Origin of the sequence: Kribbella sp. NPDC026596 (assembly GCF_040638415.1) — a bacterium.
GTDB lineage: Bacteria > Actinomycetota > Actinomycetes > Propionibacteriales > Kribbellaceae > Kribbella.
Genome location: NZ_JBEZYF010000014.1, coordinates 78,259 through 94,284, shown reverse-complemented (window position 1 = coordinate 94,284; position 16,026 = coordinate 78,259). Strand labels below are relative to the sequence as shown.

Below are 16,026 nucleotides of genomic sequence, written 5' to 3'. Positions count from 1 at the left end.
GCAGTTTGCGATCGCAAATGTCAAGTCACGCTCAGGTATCCCCGGATTCTCCGCAGTTGCAAACCCGGACTGGAAATCTGCGTTCGCAACTGCGAAGATGTTTGCAGCCGGTCACGGACGGGTGCGCAGGAAGAGGGGATCACACCGATGGATCAGACAGCCCACAACATCCAGCAGCAGATCGAGCTGTACGGTGAGCCGCTCGGTGAAGTCGTCCGGCGAGTCGCCGGGCCTCTTGGTCTGACTCAGAGCGCCCTCGCGCAGGTCATCGGGCTGTCGGCTCCAATGCTGTCGCAGCTGATGAGCGCGCAACGGGTCAAGATCGGCAACCCCGCGGTGGTGGCGCGACTCCGCGCCGTCTCCGAGCTCGCCGACCTGGCCGTGGCCGGTGAGATCGAGCCTGATCACCTTCCCGACGAACTGGACAGGATTCGCGCGGCCACCGGCGCCTACACCAGCTCGACCACCGCGCAATTGCCACGAGGAGCGGTTCACTCACTCGGCGAGAACAGGATTTCGGTGGCGCCGTTCGCGACACCTGGCGGAATGCCGGCGCCGACGAGTCACCCCTGGCCATCAGCGCCCGGCGGTGTCCCGCCTGAACAGGCCGCGAACACGACGCCTTCCGCACGGGCCGTCGTACGGGAGATCCAGGATCTCTTCCGTGCGGTCGCGTCCGCTGAGGAGATACAGAGCGCGGCCGCCGCGGCCGCGGAACACTCGCCGGCCGTGGCCGAGTTGCTGCTGGCGTACGGGACCGGGCGCACGGCCGATGCCCTTGCCCACTATGAGAAACACCACGCTTGAGCACCCAACGTCGCCTGCCCACTGCGGGCGTTAGGCGTTGATATAGCACGAGATGGGTGGACCCTCTGGCGGCGTCTCAGTAGGTGTCGGGATGGAATGCCGGGTGCGCGACCGAAGTTGGGTTGCGATGGCGGGGCGGATTGTCCTGCGTTCATTGACGTTGTGAGGAGATACTTGTGCGCGCCTTCAGCGCCCTTCGTCGGGTTGTCGCGGTGGGAGCCGTTGTCACGTTGGCGGTCTCGATGGTTGCCTGCGGCAGCGATCAGGACTCGGCCGCGGGCGGACCGGACCTCGGGCTGATCAAGTCCGGGACGTTGCGGATCGGGACGCTGACCGACGCGCCGCCGAACGTGTACGTGAAGGACGGCAAGTTCACCGGGTTCGACAACGACCTGATCACCGCGGTGGCGGCGAAGCTGAACCTGAAGCCCGAGTTCGTCGGAACCGATTTCTCCGCGCTGCTGTCGCAGGTGAACGGCGGACAGTACGATCTCGGCAGCTCGTCGATCACGGTCACCGAGGCGCGGAAGAAGACCGTTGCCTTCAGCAATGGATACGACTTCGGCTACCTCGGCCTGAACACCACGAACGACTCCGGCATCACGTCGTTCGACCAACTCCAGGGCAAGCGCGTGGTGGTGGTCCAGGGCACCGTCCAGGACGACTACGCCACCGGCAAGAATCTCAACCCGGTCCGCGTGCCGAACTACAACGCCGCGCTCGGCCAGCTGAAGGCCGGCACGGCGGACGCGTGGGTCTCGCCCGCCGAGATCGGCGAGAAGATGGCCAAGGAGCAGGGTGGCGGCACCGTGATCCTGACCGCCAAGGAGCTGAGTGACGCGCCGATGGCCTTCGCCGTCGCCAGGAGCAACGACAAGCTGCGCGACGCGGTGAACAAGGCGCTCGACGAGGTGATCGCCGACGGCACCTGGACCAAGCTGGTCGAGCAGTACTACCCGGGTCGCGCCGTGCCGGCGAACTTCAAGCCGGGCTCCGGCATCGTCAGCTTCACGGTCCCGAAGGCGACCGGTACTCCGGTGGCCGGCTGACCCATGGACATCTGGTCCACGCTGAACGACACCTTCCTCGACTGGGGATCGATGAAGGCAGTCCTGCCCGAGATGCTGAAGGTGGGACTGGTCAACACCCTCATCCTGGCGGCCGCCTCGGTCGTGCTGGGCACCTTGCTCGGCATGATCGTGGCGGTGTGCGCCCTGTCGACGAAGCGCTGGCTGCGCTGGCCGGCAAAGATCTACACCGACATCTTCCGCGGGCTGCCCGCCATCCTGACCATCCTGCTGATCGGCCAGGGCCTGTCCCCCATCACCCGGCACTGGTGGGGACCGAACCCGTACCCACTCGGCATCCTCGCGCTGTCCCTGATCGCCGCCGCGTACATCGGCGAGATCTTCCGCTCCGGCATCCAGAGCGTGGAGAAGGGCCAGCTCGAGGCAGCGCGGGCGCTCGGGTTCAGCTATCCGGACGGGATGCGGTTGGTCGTCATTCCGCAGGGAGTACGCCGGGTCCTGCCCGCGCTGGTGAATCAGTTCATCGCGCTGGTGAAGGAGTCGAGCCTGGTCTACTTCCTCGGCCTGCTCGCCAGTCAGCGCGAGCTGTTCCGGATCGGGCAGGACGCGGCCGCAACCAATGGGAACCTGTCCCCGTTGCTGCTCGCAGGCATCTTCTACCTGCTGATCACGGTGCCGCTGACCCACCTGGTGAACTACTTCGACAAGCGCCTCCGGGAGGGCCGCCCGGCCCAGACGGAGGACGTCGTACTGGAGGAGCTGGCGCATGCAAACCGCTGAGCTGACTCAAGGGGCGCAGTTTGCCGCGGCCAGCCTCGAGGTCACCGGGGTCGAGCTGGCCTTCGGCAATCACAAGGTGCTGCGAGGTGTGGATCTCGCGGTGGAAGCCGGGCGTACGGCGTGTGTGATCGGGCCGTCCGGATCCGGGAAGTCGACGTTGCTGCGCGCGATCAACCGGCTACTCGAACCGGATGCCGGCGACGTGAAACTGGCCGGCAAGTCAGTGCTGACAGGCAATCCGGACGAGCTGCGGCGACGGATCGGGATGGTGTTCCAGCACTTCAATCTCTTCCCGCACAAGTCCGTGCTCGACAACATCACGTTGCCGCTGCGCAAGATCAAGAGGCTCGACCCTGAGCAGGCACGAGCCGCCGCGCTCGAACAGCTGGACCTGGTCGGGCTCACTCAGAAGGCAGCGGCCCGCCCCGGCAATCTGTCTGGCGGTCAGCAGCAGCGCGTCGCGATTGCGCGAGCGCTGGCGATGAAGCCCGAGGTGATGCTGTTCGACGAGGCCACGTCGGCGCTCGATCCCGAGCTCGTCAAGGGTGTGCTCGGGTTGATGGCTGACCTGGCCCAGGCCGGGATGACAATGGTCGTGGTCACCCACGAGATGGGGTTCGCACGCGAGGTCGCGGACCAGGTCGCGTTCATGGATCAGGGCGTCGTGGTGGAGTCCGGCGTACCGGAGCAGGTGTTCACGGACGCCCAGTCGCCGAGGCTGCGGCAGTTCCTCTCCAAGGTGCTCTAGACCCCGAGAGGGACCGTGAGGCGTCCGCTATCCGTGATTTGTTGACACGGCAACGGCGTGGGCGCTGGCTTTCGCCGCCGGCATGCCCATGGTGGACGGGAGGAAGTGAGCCCACCCACCGCCCGGGGGACGCATGGATGTTCGCTTGACGCGTGCCGGCCACCGCATGATCGGACTGGCGATGATGATGGTGGTCAGCGCGGTGATCGGTTCTGTCGTGGTCGCGGCCGCCCGCACCCCGAACCGGTCGGCACCGAGCGCGCCGCCGCCTGCCGCCGCGGCGGCGGCACCCGCCAAGCCCGCCCTGCCCACCAAGTACGTCGTGCTGACCTTCGACGACGGACCTGATGCGGTCTACACGCCGCAGATCCTCGACATTCTCAAGAAGTACGACGCCAAAGCCACGTTCTTCGAGGTCGGCAAGAACGTCACGCGGCACCCCGAGCTGAGCAAGCGGATCCACGAGGCCGGCCACAGCGTGGAGAACCACACCTGGAACCACGCCGACCTCCGCAAGCTGGGCGCCGCCGCGTTCCGGCAGGAGGTCGCGTCGACGGACCAGGCGATCCGGGCCGCCACCGGAGGTACGCCGGCCTGCCTGCGACCGCCGTACGGCGGGATGAACCCCACCGTCCGTCAGCGAGCGAAGGCGCTCGGCAAGGATCTCGTGGTGTGGACGGTCGACTCGCGCGACTGGACCAAGCCCGGTGCGACGGCGATCGTGCGCCACGTACTGGCGAGTGTCCACAACGGATCGGTGATCCTGATGCACGACGGCGGAGGGAACCGCACTCAGACCGTCGCGGCACTGCCCGCAATCCTGAAAGCGCTCAAGGCCCAGGGCTACGGCTTCCGCACTCTGACCTGCTAGGACAGCGCAGTCACCAGAGGGATGACATCCGCGATCGACTCGACGATGCGCGTCGGGCGGTAGGGGAACCGGTCGACTTCGTGTTCGCCGGTGGACCCCGAGAGCACGAGCACGCTGCGGAGACCGGCCTCGAGACCGCTGATGATGTCGGTATCCATCCGGTCGCCGATCATCACAGTCGTCTCGGAGTGCGCCTCGATCCGGTTCAGTGCGCTGCGCATCATCAGCGGATTCGGCTTGCCGACGAAGTACGGCGCGACGCCGGTGGCGCGCGTGATCAGCGCGGCCACCGAACCGGTCGCGGGCAGCGGACCCTCTTGCGACGGGCCGGTCGGATCCGGATTGGTCGCCAGGAACCGCGCACCGTCGGAGATCAACCGGATCGCCTTGGTGATCGCCTCGAACGAGTACGTGCGGGTCTCCCCCAGCACGACGTAATCCGGGGCGCGCTCGGTCAGCACGTACCCGACCTCGTGCAGCGCCGTGGTCAGCCCGGCCTCCCCGATGACGTACGCCGTCCCGCCCGGACGCTGGTCGTCCAGGAACTGGGCGGTGGCGAGCGCGCTGGTCCAGATCGCGTCCTCGGGGATGTCGATGCCCGCGGCAAGCAGCCGCGCCCGGAGGTCGCGGGGCGTGAAGATCGAGTTGTTGGTGAGGACAAGGAACTTCTTCCCGGACGCCTGCAGCGAGGCGATGAACTCACCGGCTCCGGGGATCGCGCGCTCTTCGTGCACCAGCACGCCGTCCATGTCGGTCAACCAGCTCTCCACCGGTTTGTGCTCGGTCACCGACTCATCGTAATTGCCTGACCGGTGCTGTGGGGCGGGGCGGAAAAGTGTCGGTGGCCGGAGTAAGAATGCGGGCATGGAGTTGGCCGGGTACCGCGAGCTGTGGCGAACGCACGGCGTGATGGCGCTGCTGATGTCGTCGCTGCTGGCGCGGTTGCCGATTCTCGCCACGATGGTGCCGCTCGCGTTCCTCGCCAAGGACCTCAGCGGTACATTCCGCTGGGCCGGCGTGGTCGCGGGTGCGTATTCCGTCGGGATGGCGATCGCCGGACCACTGTGGTCCCGGACCGCCGACCGGCGTGGTGCGCGCGGGGTGCTGCTGGTGACCGGCATCGCCTGGAGCGTGGTGTGCGTCGGGCTCGCCCTGCTACCGGCCGGGCTGTATCGGCTGATGCCGGTGCTCACCCTGGCCTGCGGGGCGCTCGTGCCACCGGTGATGCAGACGCTGCGGGCTGCCTGGCCCCGGGTGGTCCATGGCCCTGCGCTGCGGACGGCGTACGCGGTGGATGCGACGGCTCAGGAGTTGCTGTTCATCGTCGGGCCGATGCTCGGCGCAACGGCGGTGAGCGTTGCCAGTCCGCGTCTCGGTGTCCTGCTCGCGGGGTCCTCGTCGGCCGTCTTCATCTGGTGGTACGCGCTCCGACAACCCGCGCCGCTCTCCCGGGACCACCACGGCGAGGCGCCACTGACCACGCGCCAACTGCTCTGGCATCGGTACCGGTTGCCGCTCATCCTTTCCTTCGGCCTGTGGGTGATGGCGTTCAACGGGATCTCGCTCGGCATCGTGGCGTTCGCGGACGAGCACGGTCAACGACTGATCGCGGGCATCTTCGAAGCCGTCTGGGCATTCGGGAGCTTGGTCGGCGGAGCCATCGCGGGTGCGTTGCCCGGTCGGCGTACGTCGTTCCTCTGGCGGCGGGCTGCTCTGGTCACGGCGGGGATGCTGCTGTGTGTCTTCGCGACGTGGTCACCGGTGTCGCTTGGGGTAGCGCTGATGGTGTCCGGGCTGACGTTGGCTCCGGCGATCGGTGCTCTGTACGAGCGGCTGGGCGCACTGACCCCGGATGCGGTCCGGACCGAGGTATTCGGGTGGATGGGCAGCGCTGCGATGGGTGGTGCCGCGATCGGGTCCGCTGTGTCGGGCGCGGTGATCGAGAGCTTCGGCGTGCGCTACGTGTGGCTGGTGGCCGCCGTACTCGCGGCAGTCTCGTTGGTGCTGTTGTTGCGGATCCCGGCGGATCCGCAACCCGAGCCCGCGCTACCGGCCGGCGGCCTGCTCGGCGAGACCGCGTAGCTCCTCAACCATCGCATTCGGATTGTCGGCGGCGTAGACGGCCGAGCCGGCCACGAAGACATCGGCGCCCGCTTCAGCGCACCGCTCGATCGTATCGGCCGAGACGCCGCCATCGATCTCGATCCACAGGTCGAGGCCGTGCTTGTCCAGGAGTTTGCGGGTCCGGCGGATCTTCGGCACACACACGTCGAGGAACTTCTGTCCGCCGAAACCGGGCTCGACGGTCATGATCAGGATCATGTCGAGCTCGGGCAGCAGGTCCTCGTACGGCTCGATCGGCGTGGCGGGCTTGAGCGCCATCGCGGCCCGGGCGCCCTTGGCGCGGATCTCGCGCGCCGTGCGGATCGGCGCCTTACACGCCTCGACGTGGAAGGTGACGCTGGACGCGCCGGCCTCGACGTAGCCGGGTGCCCAGCGGTCCGGGTCCTCGATCATCAGGTGACAGTCGAGCGGGGTGTCGGTCGCCTTCGCCAGCGACTCCACCACGGGCAGGCCGAGGGTGAGGTTCGGGACGAAGTGGTTGTCCATCACGTCGACATGCAGCCAGTCGGCGTTCGACACGGCAGCCGCCTCATCCGCCAGCCGTGCGAAGTCGGCGGACAGGATGCTCGGCGCGATCTGAATCCCCATGGGACGACAATCTACCGGGGGCGATCGCCGAGCCAGGCCAGCACCTCAGCGCTGGTGTGGGCGGTGGGGATGTCGGCTGGGAGTGGCGGGCGTTCGATGAGCACCACGGGGATGTCCATTCGGCGAGCAGCTTCAAGTTTGGCGGCCGTCATGTCTCCACCGCTGTCCTTGGTGACCAGGACGTCGATGCGGTGCTGGCGCATCAGGTCCAGTTCGCCCGCTACGTCGAAGGGACCGCGGGCGAGGATCAGCGTGCACCAGGTCGGCGGTGGTTCCGGCGGGTCGACGCAGCGGGCGAGCGTCCAGAGGCCGGTGGTCGCGAAGGCCTGCAGACCCTGGCGCCCGATCGTGAGGAACGCACGCGATCCCAGGGTCGGCAGGAGCGCAGCCGCAGCGTCGATGGTGTCGGCGCGGTGCCAGCGGTCTGCAGCCTGCGCGGTCCAGCCGGGTCGGCGGAGGATCAGGAGCGGTACGCCCGCCTGTCCTGCAGCCGCAACCGAATGAGCGGTCATCGTGGCCGCGAAGGGGTGGGTCGCGTCGATCATTGCGTCGACAGGGTGAGCGCGCAGCCAAGCCACCAGACCGTCGACGCCGCCGAAGCCGCCTGACCGGACCTCACCAACTGGCAGCCGCGCGTCGGTGGTTCGCCCCGCCAGGGAGGACACCACTTCAACACCGGCGGACGTTAGAACCTGCGCCAACGAGCGCGCCTCGCCGGTGCCACCAAGCAACAGAACCTTCATCGCACCCGCGTGGCCGAATACAGGTGGCTGTCCCGGAAGGTCGTTGCCGACAGCACCTTGCCGACGATGATCACCGCGGTGCGGCGGATGTCCGCAGCCCCCACCTGCTCCGCGATGTCCGCCAGCGTCCCCCGCAGAACCACCTCGTCCGCCCGCGACGCCCGCGCGACCACCGCGACCGGACAGTCCGCACCGTAGCTCGGCGAGAGCTCCTCGACGACCCGGTCGATCTGCTGAACGGCGAGATGGAGTACGAGCGTCGCCCGGCTCGCACCGAGGTTCGTAAGCTCCTCCCCCGCGGGCATCGCGCTGGCCCGGCCGCCGATCCGGGTGAGGATCACTGTCTGACCGACCTCGGGCACCGTCAGCTCGCGGCCGAGCGTCGCCGCGGCAGCCGCGTAGGCGGGTACACCGGGCGTCACGTCGTACGGGATGTCCAGCGCGTCGAGGCGGCGCATCTGCTCGGCCATCGCGCTGAACACGGACGGATCGCCGGAGTGGAGCCGGGCGACGTCGAGACCGGACGCATGGGCGGCGGAGAGTTCGGCGATGATCTCGTCGAGGTTGAGCGCGGCAGTGTCGACCTTGTGGGCGCCGACCGGGCAGTGATCCAGGAGTTCGAGCGGGACGAGCGCACCGGCGTACAGGCAGACCGGTGAGGCCGCGATCAGGTCACGGCCGCGCACGGTGATCAGATCGGCGGCACCCGGACCGGCCCCGATGAAGTGCACGGTCATTTCGTCACACTCCAGATCGTCACGGGCATGGCGGGACGCCAGCCGGTCATGGTCCCGACAGGGGACGCGCGCTGGACCTCCAGGCGGATCAGGTCGCCGCCGAGGCCGCCGTACCACTGGGCGATGAGTGTCTCGGTCTCCAGCGTCACACCGTTGACCACCAACCGGCCGCCGGGTCGCAGCGCGTTCCAGCAGGCGTCGAACATGCCGGTGGCCGTCGCTCCCCCGCCGATGAAGATCGCGTCGGGTGACTGCAGTCCGTCCAGTGCCGCCGGGGCCGCACCATGGACCACGTCGACCGAGACTCCGAGCGAGGCCGCGTTCCGTTCCAGCCGCTTCGCGCGGTCCGGGTCGCGTTCGATCGCTATCGCCCGGCAGGTTGGGTGATGGCGCGACCATTCGATCGCGATACTGCCCGCGCCGCCGCCGACGTCCCACAGCAACTGCCCCGGCACGGGTGCCAGGCGGGACAGCGTCACTGCCCGCACCTCGCGCTTTGTCAGCTGTCCGTCACTCTCATAGGCGTCGTCCGGCAGACCTGGCGCTGTGGGTAGCAGGGCAGCATCCGGCTCCGCCTCGCAGAGCACACCGATCACGTTGAGCGCAGCGACGTCATGCGACCACTCAGCAGCTCGGGTGGTCCGCACGCGCTCCAAGGGTCCGCCGAGCTGTTCAAGGACGGTAAGTTCGCTGGAGCCGTAGCCGCGTTCGGTCAGGAGTGTGGCGACCTCGTCAGGTGTGTGAGCGCCCCAACTGAGGATCAGCAGCCGTCTACCTGGCTGGATATGCGGGTGGACCAGCTCGACCGGATGGCCGACCAGACTCACTACCTGGACCTGGTCCTGCGGCCACCCGAGCCGAGCACAGGCCAGGGACACGCTCGACGGCTGCGGGATGACGCGTACGGCGTCAGCGCCCAGCAACCGCGTCAGCGTCGTACCGATGCCGTGGAACGTCGGGTCACCACTGGCCAGCACACAGACACGTCGGCCGGAGTACTCCGAAAGCAGTCCGGGCAGGGCCGCGGACAACTTCGAGGGCCACGCCACCCGATCCGCGCCGACATCAGGCACCAGTTCGAGCTGACGAGCACTCCCCATCAACACCTCGGCTGCTTGCACCGCTGCCTGCGCAGAAGGAGACAGGCCATCCCAGCCGTCCGCGCCGACCCCGACCACAGTCACGATCTCAGCCGGCATTGCCGAGCACCTTGGTCACGGCGATCTCGATGACTACGCGGCGTGGGTTCTCGCGCGGCTCGCGGTACCTCTTCGCGTACCGGCGTACCGCCTCCTCGACGCGCACCGGGTCGTCGCTCACCACCGCACGCCCCTCGAGCGTGCTCCACCGCCGCCCGTCCACCTGGGTCACAGCGACCGCGGCCCCCTCCGGACCTGCCTTCCGGACCGTCCGCGCCTTGTGCGACGTCCCGGAGCAGATCACTCGCGCAATGCCCGCCTCCACATCCAGCGTGGCGCCCACCGGCGTCGCATGCACAGTCCCATCCGCGCGCACCGTACTCAGCACACACAGATGCCGCTCGGTCCAGAACCCAGCAAGTCGCTCACTCAACACCCAGCGATCCTAAACAGGCCCGCCCGGTGAGGTGCCGGGCGGGCCTTGCGCTGGACCCCTCAGGCCAGCGCGGTTTGGGTCAGCCGATGTCTCGGCGGCGGAAGGTGGTGAAGCCGGCCAGCGTGAGGGCGGCGGCGATGGCGGTCAGCCAGAGGACCGGGGCCGCCGAGAAGTCGCCGCCGGGGAGCCGGGGCGTATGGCCGTACGGGCTGAGGTTGATGACCGACTGCGGCAGGTTGAAGACCTCGCCGAACTGGCCGATCAGCAGGAACACGCCGTACAGGACCCAGCCACCGGTGACCAGCTTGGGCGCGAAGCCGAACAGAACGACGACCAGTGCGGTGACCAGCCAGATCGCAGGCAGCTGTACGGCGGCCGCGGCCAGCATCCGTGGGACCTGGCGCCCCATGTTGCCCAGCGAAGCACCACTGGAGATCCCAGAGCCCAGTCCGGCCACCAGAATCAGCGCAGTGGTACCGAACAGCGCCATCAGAACGTGACTACCCAACCAGCGGGCCCGAGTGACGTCGGTGGCCAGCAGCGGCTCGGCCCGTAGCGCAGTCTCCTCGGAGCGGAGCCGGAGTGCCGCCTGGATGCCGAAGGCCGACGCGAGCAGGCCCATCACTCCCATCTCCGTCGCCAGGAACGCGTCGGTGATGCCCTCCACACCGCCCATCTTCTGCACCATCTCGCGAGCGCTGTCGCTGGTGACGAACCCGTCCACGTTGCTGGCGATGTTGCCGACCAGCAGACCGAGCAGGAGGAACCCGAAAACCCAGCCGTAGAACGATCCTCGGTGCAGTCGCCAGGCCAGTGCGAGCGGCGACCGCAGTGATGAGGACGCCCTGGCCGGCCCCGGGCGCGGCCGCACCAGACCGGCGCCGACGTCACGCCGCCGGATCAGCGCCATCGCACCGGCGACCATCAGAGCCAGGAACGCCAGCGGTACCAACACGACGACGAACCGGTTACCGGCGTACGCGCGCATCTGCTGAGACCACCCGATCGGCGACAGCCATGACACCCACTGCGAGCCCCCGTCCGACGATGAGTCTCCGATCGCACGCAGGACGTACGAAACGCCCAGCACAATCGCAGTGAACCCGTTCGCGGCTCGAGCACCCTCAGTGAGCTGTGCTGTCACCGCACCGACGCCCGCGAAGGACAGTCCGGCCGCTGCCCACATCAATCCGAAGGCGAACGAACCCGAAGCAGGCAGTCCGGTCCCGATCAGCGACAGTGCTGTCAAAAGGCCGAGCAGCACGACAGTCCCCGACGACACGATGAGTGCAGCGGTCAGAGCGGCGTACCGGCCGACCACTCCGGCGCTGAGCAGCTCCAGGCGGCCGGACTCCTCCTCGCTCCGGGTGTGCCGGACTACGAGCATCGCGGCCAGCAGTCCGACGAGCAGTGCACCGAACGCGGTGAGCTTGAACAACGAGAGCTCCCCGAGCGAGGTCTCGTCGAAGATCCGGCCGTACAGCGAGACCAGTGCGGGCGACGCGTTCGACGTACGCGCGGCTTCGACCCGGGACTGCACGTCCGGATAGAGGTCGATCGACGCCTTCGCCGACCCGGCCGCCATCATCACGAACACCACGATCCACACCGGGATCAGAACCCGGTCCCGGCGCAGCGCGAGCCGCACCAGGGTCCCGGTACCGACGAAGTCGTTCATCGCGCCGCCGCCACTGGCTCGGTGGTGTCGTCCTCGTAGTGCCGCAGGAACAGCTCCTCCAGCGTCGGCGGCTGGGCTACCAGACTCTTGATCCCGCTCGCGGACAGCTGCCGCATCACCGCGTCCAGCTGGGCCGTGTCCACCTCGCAGCGGACTCGGTGGCCCTCGACATCGAGGTCGTGGACGCCGGGGAGCTGGGCCAGCCCGTTCGGGGAGGCGGCCAGCTCGGCGTGGATCGACGTACGCGTGAGGTGGCGCAGGTCGGACAGCGTGCCGGTCTCGACCACCTTGCCGCGGCGGATGATGCTGATCCGGTCACACAGTGCCTCGACCTCGGAAAGGATGTGGCTCGACAGCAGCACGGTGCGGTCGCGCTGACGGTCTTCCTCGATGACCTGCCGGAACACCTCTTCCATCAGCGGGTCCAGGCCGGACGTCGGCTCGTCCAGGATCAGCAGCTCGACATCCGAGGCCAGCGCCGCGACCAGGGCGACCTTCTGCCGGTTGCCCTTCGAGTATGTGCGGCCCTTCTTGGTCGGGTCGAGGTCGAAGCGGCGGAGCAGGTCGTCGCGCTTCTTCTCGTCCAGCCCGCCGCGGAGCCGACCGAGCAGGTCGATCACCTCGCCGCCGGTCAGGTTCGGCCACAGGTTCACGTCGCCGGGAACGTAGGCGAGCCGCCGGTGCAGCTTCGCCGCGTCGTGCCACGGGTCGCCACCGAGCAGCGAGACATCGCCGGCGTCACCCCGCAGCAGCCCCAGCAGCACTCGGATGGTGGTGGACTTCCCGGCGCCGTTCGGCCCGAGGAAGCCGTGCACCTCACCGGTCGCGACGTCCAGGTCGAGACCGTCGAGGGCGTGCGTACTCCCGTACGACTTGTGCAGTCCAGAGACCACGATGGCTGATGTCATGATTCATAACGTACACTTCATTCAGAAGATTGTGAATCTTTCTAACACGTCGTTCATGTGTCAGGTATTCGAGTGACCTAGAGGAGATGATGGGGCGGTGAGTGCACAGCGAGACGACGATGCCGTCCGGCGGTACACCGAGCAGTTCGGCAACCTGCTGGCCGAGACGGGCTGGCCGCGGATGGCCGGCCGCGTGTTCGCCGCCATCCTGTCCAGCGTGGACGGGCGGATGACCGCCGCCGAGCTGTCCGACCAACTGCAGGCGAGTCCGGCAGCGGTCTCCGGTGCGGTCAATTACCTGCTGCAACTGCGCCTGGCCACCCGGGAGCGCGAGCCGGGCACTCGTCGCGATGTGTACGTCGTTCAGGACGACGCCTGGTACCAGACGATGATGAGCGAGGACCAAGCTCTCGTCCGCTGGGCCGAGTCGCTGCGCCGGGTCCTCGACGCCTCGGGCGAGGGCACCCCCGCCCACCGCCGCATCCGCGTCTCCCTCGGCTTCATCGACTTCATCGGCGGAGAGGTCAAGGGCCTCAGCGAACGCTGGATCAAACGCAAGGCCGAAATAGACGCCGAACTGGACGCCGAATCCACCCTCCGCAACAGCTAACCCCACGCCGCGCAGCCGCCGGTGCCGCGGACAGTTGTCGGGGGCTTGGACAGGTTGCGGGGGGCTTGAACAGGTAATTGCTTGTTCAAGGCCACCAGATGGGGTGCACTGTCCCGGGATGTGGTTGTCCACAGGTGGGAAATCGGGGCGCGTTCGACGGCTGGAACGACGGCATGTTGCTGGTATGAACCCGAAGTTGAGTGTGTTCACCGCTGCCCGGCGTGGCTGGTTCACCCGGGCGGACGCGGTCGAGTCGGGCTACAGCGACAGCGAGCTTCGGCGGCGACTGCGAGCCGGGCAATGGTCGCGCCTGTCCCGTGACGTGTACGTCGAACCGGCGACTTGGCCGGCCGACGAGCCTTCGTGGGACAGGGCGAGACGATTGCACCTGCTGAGGACTCGCGCCGTCGTCGACCGGATGGGCGCTGGTGTGGTCGTCAGTCATCAGTCCGCCGTACTGCTGCACGGGCTACCGACCTGGGGTCTTGATCTCACCAAGGTCCACCTGACCAAGCCGCTCGGGCGGACGCGCTCGGACGCCGTTGCGGAGGTGCACCGATCACGGTTCGACCCTGGTGAGATCACCGTGGTCGACGGTTTGCGCGTCGTCACGCCTGCTCGTGCCATCACCGAGACCGCGTGCGCGTCGTCGTACGAGGTGGGAGTTGTGCTCGGGGATGCTGCTCTTCACCAGCGGCTGGTCTCGGTGGAGGCGTTGGCGGCGATGGCGGATCGGCATGCGTACTGGAGTGGCTCACCAGCGGCACGGGCGGCGGCACGCTTCGCCGACGGGTTGAGTGAGTCGGTCGGGGAGTCGCGACTGCGGGTGCTGATGGCGAACCACGGCTTGCCGGCGCCCATATTGCAGGCCGAGATTCGCGATGAGGGCGGGCGGCTGATCGGCCGGGTCGACTTTCTGCTGTGCGGTCGGTTGATTGTCGAGTTCGATGGCGCGGTGAAGTACGGCGAGGATGCGGGCGGCGCCGTACTGGCGGAGAAGTGGCGCGAGGATCGGCTCCGGGCGTGCGGCTATCGCGTGATCCGCATCAGTTGGGCCGACCTCGATCAGCCGCAGGTCACCGCGGACCGCATCCGCCGAGCCGCCGGAACGCCAGCATGATCCCCGAGGACCTCGCCGGCGCTGGGAGGCTCGAGCACCTCGCCGGCGGGGTGATCCCTGGGCCGCGTCCGGCCCGCCGGGTGTGGGGGGTGGGCCGGTGGGGCGGTGGGCTTGAACAGGTTATTTCTTGTTCAAGCCAACCAGTTCCTGTTCACGGCCCCGGAAGCCGGCGACAGGTTCAGAGCTCGTAGACGGTGAAGATTGTGCAGTACATGGGGGGTGATTCCAGGCCGGGGTAGTACAGGCGGCCGGCGTCGTCGGTGATTTTGAAGTAGGCGGTGGAGGCGCCTACCTGGGAGGGGGCCTGCAATGACATCGCCACCGTCACCGTGTCGCCTGGCTCGGAATCCGGCAGGCGTTCCCTCGGCGGGGAACGCAGCCAGCCGGGAGTGCCGGGGGCGCCTTGGCGGGTTAGCCAGCGGTCGCGCCAGGGGCGTTCGCCGCTGTTGCGGATCTCCCAGGTCTTCACGAAGGACTGGTCCCGGCAGACTCGGGTCCCGTCGGGGATGGTCTCGCCGACGAGTTCGGCGCGGTCTTCCGGGTGGTGGTCGACCGGTACGGATCCGCCGAGCAGCACCGGCTGCACGTGCCGGCGGATGTCGCGCTGAGACATGTCGCGCCCGGCTCGTACGGCGGCGTCCAGCTCCATTAACTGGTTGACCAGGGCCTGTCCGGCTCCGAACGACGCGTCGTACCACTCGATCAGCTCGCGGCTGGGCTTGGTGTGGCCGCGCTCGACCCGGGACAGGTGGCCTTTGTCCCAGCCGGACTCCGCGGCTGCGCGGCTGAGCGGCACGCCGAACGCTTCCCGGAGCTCGCGCATCCGGGAACCGATCACGAAGCGAGCCTGCGCAGGCCTCACAGTGCACTCCCTGGGGACTCCCCGGTCGATCGTTGCCCACTGCGACAACACCGTAACCCTCTGATTCTCTGTAAGTCAGTGCCAGTTCGCCACTCCCCGAGCGAAAAGGACAAACGACATGCGTACCGCCCTCTTGCGCATCACCGCCCGGATCGCCGCGACCGCCCTGCTCGGCGGCGCCGCGGTCCTGACCACCGGCGCCCTCCCGGCCAGCGCCGCGACCGGCACGGTCGTCACCGACAGCGGCCTCGGCGTCACGATCCGGTCCGGCAACGCGACCAGCTTCAACTCGGTCGGCACCCAGCCGAACGGATCGGTCGAGATCGAATGCCAGCTCTATGGCGAGCCGGTCACCGGCAAGTTCGGCCGCAGCCTGGTCTGGGACCACGTCCCCGGCAAGGGCTTCATCTCCGATGCCTACGTCAACACCGGCAGCTCCGGCCTGGTCGCACCGCTGTGCGCCAGCAACCCCCGCGCTGACAAAGCGATCGCCTGGTACGCCGCCCGCAACGGGTCAACGGCCTTCCAGGGGTACTGCGAAATGGCCGCCGAGAACTCGTACGGCAAGACGGCCATCTGGGCCTCGGCCAAGGCGGACTGGAACGACGCCGTCGCCCGTGGCGTCGCACACCGCGGCGACCTGAACCCGCCGAAGGGCGCCCTGGTCTTCTGGGATCTCGCCGCCCCCTACGGCCACGTCGGCGTGGCCCGCGGCGACGGCTACTTCTGGGCCACCAGCGTCAACGGCAAGATCGGCCTGGCCAAGCTCCCGTACTTCTCCAGCTACCTCGGCTGGGCCTGGCCGAACTTCTGACCAGAACACACAGGACCAGAACACGCAGGACCA

The 16,026-nt window shown here is 68.1% G+C and carries 18 protein-coding genes; 9 read left to right on the top strand and 9 right to left on the bottom strand.

The annotated features are described in order from the left end of the window. The first annotated feature begins 147 nt into the window (after positions 1–147). From AB0E63_RS14450 to AB0E63_RS14430, 5 genes are all read left to right on the top strand, one after another. Complete coding sequence (locus AB0E63_RS14450; RefSeq protein ID WP_360365427.1) at positions 148–807, top strand: DNA-binding protein; 660 nt, start codon at positions 148–150, stop codon at positions 805–807. Between the two features lie 176 nt (positions 808–983). Then, positions 984–1,856, top strand: coding sequence for an ABC transporter substrate-binding protein (locus tag AB0E63_RS14445; protein ID WP_360365425.1), 873 nt, complete (start codon positions 984–986; stop codon positions 1,854–1,856). A gap of 3 nt (positions 1,857–1,859) precedes the next feature. Continuing rightward, the gene (locus tag AB0E63_RS14440) at positions 1,860–2,615 is read left to right on the top strand and encodes an amino acid ABC transporter permease (RefSeq protein ID WP_360365423.1); all 756 of its coding nucleotides are present in this window, start codon (positions 1,860–1,862) and stop codon (positions 2,613–2,615) included. Next, complete coding sequence (locus tag AB0E63_RS14435) at positions 2,602–3,363, top strand: amino acid ABC transporter ATP-binding protein (protein ID WP_360365421.1); 762 nt, start codon at positions 2,602–2,604, stop codon at positions 3,361–3,363. The genes AB0E63_RS14440 and AB0E63_RS14435 overlap by 14 nt, the downstream gene beginning before the upstream one ends. A 133-nt stretch (positions 3,364–3,496) precedes the next feature. Beyond that, on the top strand, positions 3,497–4,234 hold the full coding sequence (locus AB0E63_RS14430; protein ID WP_360365420.1) for a polysaccharide deacetylase family protein: 738 nt from the start codon (positions 3,497–3,499) through the stop codon (positions 4,232–4,234). Here AB0E63_RS14430 and AB0E63_RS14425 read toward each other — a convergent pair. Next, positions 4,231–4,983: an HAD-IIA family hydrolase gene (locus tag AB0E63_RS14425; protein WP_360365558.1), complete on the bottom strand. Its 753-nt coding sequence runs from the start codon at positions 4,981–4,983 to the stop codon at positions 4,231–4,233. The two genes, AB0E63_RS14430 and AB0E63_RS14425, sit on opposite strands and share 4 nt — an antisense overlap. 115 nt (positions 4,984–5,098) lie before the next feature. On the opposite strand from AB0E63_RS14425, the gene AB0E63_RS14420 reads away from it, so the two are divergent. After that, positions 5,099–6,316: an MFS transporter gene (locus AB0E63_RS14420; protein ID WP_360365418.1), complete on the top strand. Its 1,218-nt coding sequence runs from the start codon at positions 5,099–5,101 to the stop codon at positions 6,314–6,316. Here the strand turns inward: AB0E63_RS14420 and rpe are convergent. The 7 genes from rpe to AB0E63_RS14385 form a co-directional block, all read right to left on the bottom strand. Next, positions 6,281–6,946, bottom strand: coding sequence for a ribulose-phosphate 3-epimerase (gene rpe / locus AB0E63_RS14415; protein ID WP_360365416.1), 666 nt, complete (start codon positions 6,944–6,946; stop codon positions 6,281–6,283). The two genes, AB0E63_RS14420 and rpe, sit on opposite strands and share 36 nt — an antisense overlap. Before the next feature lie 11 nt (positions 6,947–6,957). Beyond that, complete coding sequence (locus AB0E63_RS14410; RefSeq protein WP_360365415.1) at positions 6,958–7,689, bottom strand: cobalt-precorrin-6A reductase; 732 nt, start codon at positions 7,687–7,689, stop codon at positions 6,958–6,960. Further along, positions 7,686–8,426 carry a precorrin-4 C(11)-methyltransferase gene (cobM, locus tag AB0E63_RS14405; RefSeq protein WP_360365413.1) on the bottom strand — a complete coding sequence of 247 codons (741 nt, stop codon included), beginning with the start codon at positions 8,424–8,426 and terminating at the stop codon, positions 7,686–7,688. The genes AB0E63_RS14410 and cobM overlap by 4 nt, the downstream gene beginning before the upstream one ends. Next, a complete protein-coding gene (gene cbiE, locus AB0E63_RS14400; RefSeq protein ID WP_360365411.1) occupies positions 8,423–9,625 on the bottom strand; it encodes a precorrin-6y C5,15-methyltransferase (decarboxylating) subunit CbiE in 1,203 nt (400 codons plus the stop codon). The genes cobM and cbiE overlap by 4 nt, the downstream gene beginning before the upstream one ends. Continuing rightward, on the bottom strand, positions 9,615–10,001 hold the full coding sequence (locus AB0E63_RS14395) for a TIGR03618 family F420-dependent PPOX class oxidoreductase (RefSeq protein ID WP_360365409.1): 387 nt from the start codon (positions 9,999–10,001) through the stop codon (positions 9,615–9,617). The genes cbiE and AB0E63_RS14395 overlap by 11 nt, the downstream gene beginning before the upstream one ends. 79 nt (positions 10,002–10,080) lie before the next feature. After that, the gene (locus tag AB0E63_RS14390) at positions 10,081–11,679 is read right to left on the bottom strand and encodes an ABC transporter permease (protein WP_360365407.1); all 1,599 of its coding nucleotides are present in this window, start codon (positions 11,677–11,679) and stop codon (positions 10,081–10,083) included. Continuing rightward, positions 11,676–12,587 carry an ABC transporter ATP-binding protein gene (locus AB0E63_RS14385; RefSeq protein ID WP_360365405.1) on the bottom strand — a complete coding sequence of 304 codons (912 nt, stop codon included), beginning with the start codon at positions 12,585–12,587 and terminating at the stop codon, positions 11,676–11,678. The genes AB0E63_RS14390 and AB0E63_RS14385 overlap by 4 nt, the downstream gene beginning before the upstream one ends. 97 nt (positions 12,588–12,684) lie before the next feature. Here AB0E63_RS14385 and AB0E63_RS14380 point away from each other — a divergent pair, with 97 nt between their 5' ends. Together AB0E63_RS14380 and AB0E63_RS14375 are read left to right on the top strand one after the other, a co-directional pair. Continuing rightward, entirely contained in the window at positions 12,685–13,197 is a 513-nt protein-coding gene (locus tag AB0E63_RS14380; RefSeq protein WP_360365403.1) for a MarR family transcriptional regulator, read from the top strand. 184 nt (positions 13,198–13,381) lie between these two features. Continuing rightward, the gene (locus tag AB0E63_RS14375; RefSeq protein ID WP_360365401.1) at positions 13,382–14,317 is read left to right on the top strand and encodes a type IV toxin-antitoxin system AbiEi family antitoxin domain-containing protein; all 936 of its coding nucleotides are present in this window, start codon (positions 13,382–13,384) and stop codon (positions 14,315–14,317) included. Positions 14,318–14,495: 178 nt separating this feature from the next. On the opposite strand, the gene AB0E63_RS14370 is transcribed toward AB0E63_RS14375, so the two are convergent. After that, positions 14,496–15,179, bottom strand: a complete 684-nt coding sequence (locus tag AB0E63_RS14370; RefSeq protein ID WP_360365399.1) for an NBR1-Ig-like domain-containing protein — start codon at positions 15,177–15,179, stop codon at positions 14,496–14,498. 118 nt (positions 15,180–15,297) lie between these two features. Here AB0E63_RS14370 and AB0E63_RS14365 point away from each other — a divergent pair, with 118 nt between their 5' ends. Continuing rightward, positions 15,298–15,993 (top strand): CHAP domain-containing protein, encoded by a 696-nt coding sequence (locus AB0E63_RS14365; protein ID WP_360365397.1) that lies wholly within the window; start codon positions 15,298–15,300, stop codon positions 15,991–15,993. Positions 15,994–16,026: the final 33 nt, after the last annotated feature.

What these genes read in the sequence shown, in the direction of transcription:
- AB0E63_RS14450 (WP_360365427.1), top strand. Translation starts at nt 148, where the DNA reads ATGGATCAGACAGCCCACAACATCCAGCAGCAGATCGAGCTGTACGGT.
- AB0E63_RS14440 (WP_360365423.1), top strand. Translation starts at nt 1,860, where the DNA reads ATGGACATCTGGTCCACGCTGAACGACACCTTCCTCGACTGGGGATCG.
- AB0E63_RS14435 (WP_360365421.1), top strand. Translation starts at nt 2,602, where the DNA reads ATGCAAACCGCTGAGCTGACTCAAGGGGCGCAGTTTGCCGCGGCCAGC.
- AB0E63_RS14430 (WP_360365420.1), top strand. Translation starts at nt 3,497, where the DNA reads ATGGATGTTCGCTTGACGCGTGCCGGCCACCGCATGATCGGACTGGCG.
- AB0E63_RS14425 (WP_360365558.1), bottom strand. Translation starts at nt 4,983, where the DNA reads ATGGACGGCGTGCTGGTGCACGAAGAGCGCGCGATCCCCGGAGCCGGT.
- AB0E63_RS14420 (WP_360365418.1), top strand. Translation starts at nt 5,099, where the DNA reads ATGGAGTTGGCCGGGTACCGCGAGCTGTGGCGAACGCACGGCGTGATG.
- rpe (WP_360365416.1), bottom strand. Translation starts at nt 6,946, where the DNA reads ATGGGGATTCAGATCGCGCCGAGCATCCTGTCCGCCGACTTCGCACGG.
- AB0E63_RS14410 (WP_360365415.1), bottom strand. Translation starts at nt 7,689, where the DNA reads ATGAAGGTTCTGTTGCTTGGTGGCACCGGCGAGGCGCGCTCGTTGGCG.
- cobM (WP_360365413.1), bottom strand. Translation starts at nt 8,426, where the DNA reads ATGACCGTGCACTTCATCGGGGCCGGTCCGGGTGCCGCCGATCTGATC.
- cbiE (WP_360365411.1), bottom strand. Translation starts at nt 9,625, where the DNA reads ATGCCGGCTGAGATCGTGACTGTGGTCGGGGTCGGCGCGGACGGCTGG.
- AB0E63_RS14390 (WP_360365407.1), bottom strand. Translation starts at nt 11,679, where the DNA reads ATGAACGACTTCGTCGGTACCGGGACCCTGGTGCGGCTCGCGCTGCGC.
- AB0E63_RS14385 (WP_360365405.1), bottom strand. Translation starts at nt 12,587, where the DNA reads ATGACATCAGCCATCGTGGTCTCTGGACTGCACAAGTCGTACGGGAGT.
- AB0E63_RS14375 (WP_360365401.1), top strand. Translation starts at nt 13,382, where the DNA reads ATGAACCCGAAGTTGAGTGTGTTCACCGCTGCCCGGCGTGGCTGGTTC.
- AB0E63_RS14365 (WP_360365397.1), top strand. Translation starts at nt 15,298, where the DNA reads ATGCGTACCGCCCTCTTGCGCATCACCGCCCGGATCGCCGCGACCGCC.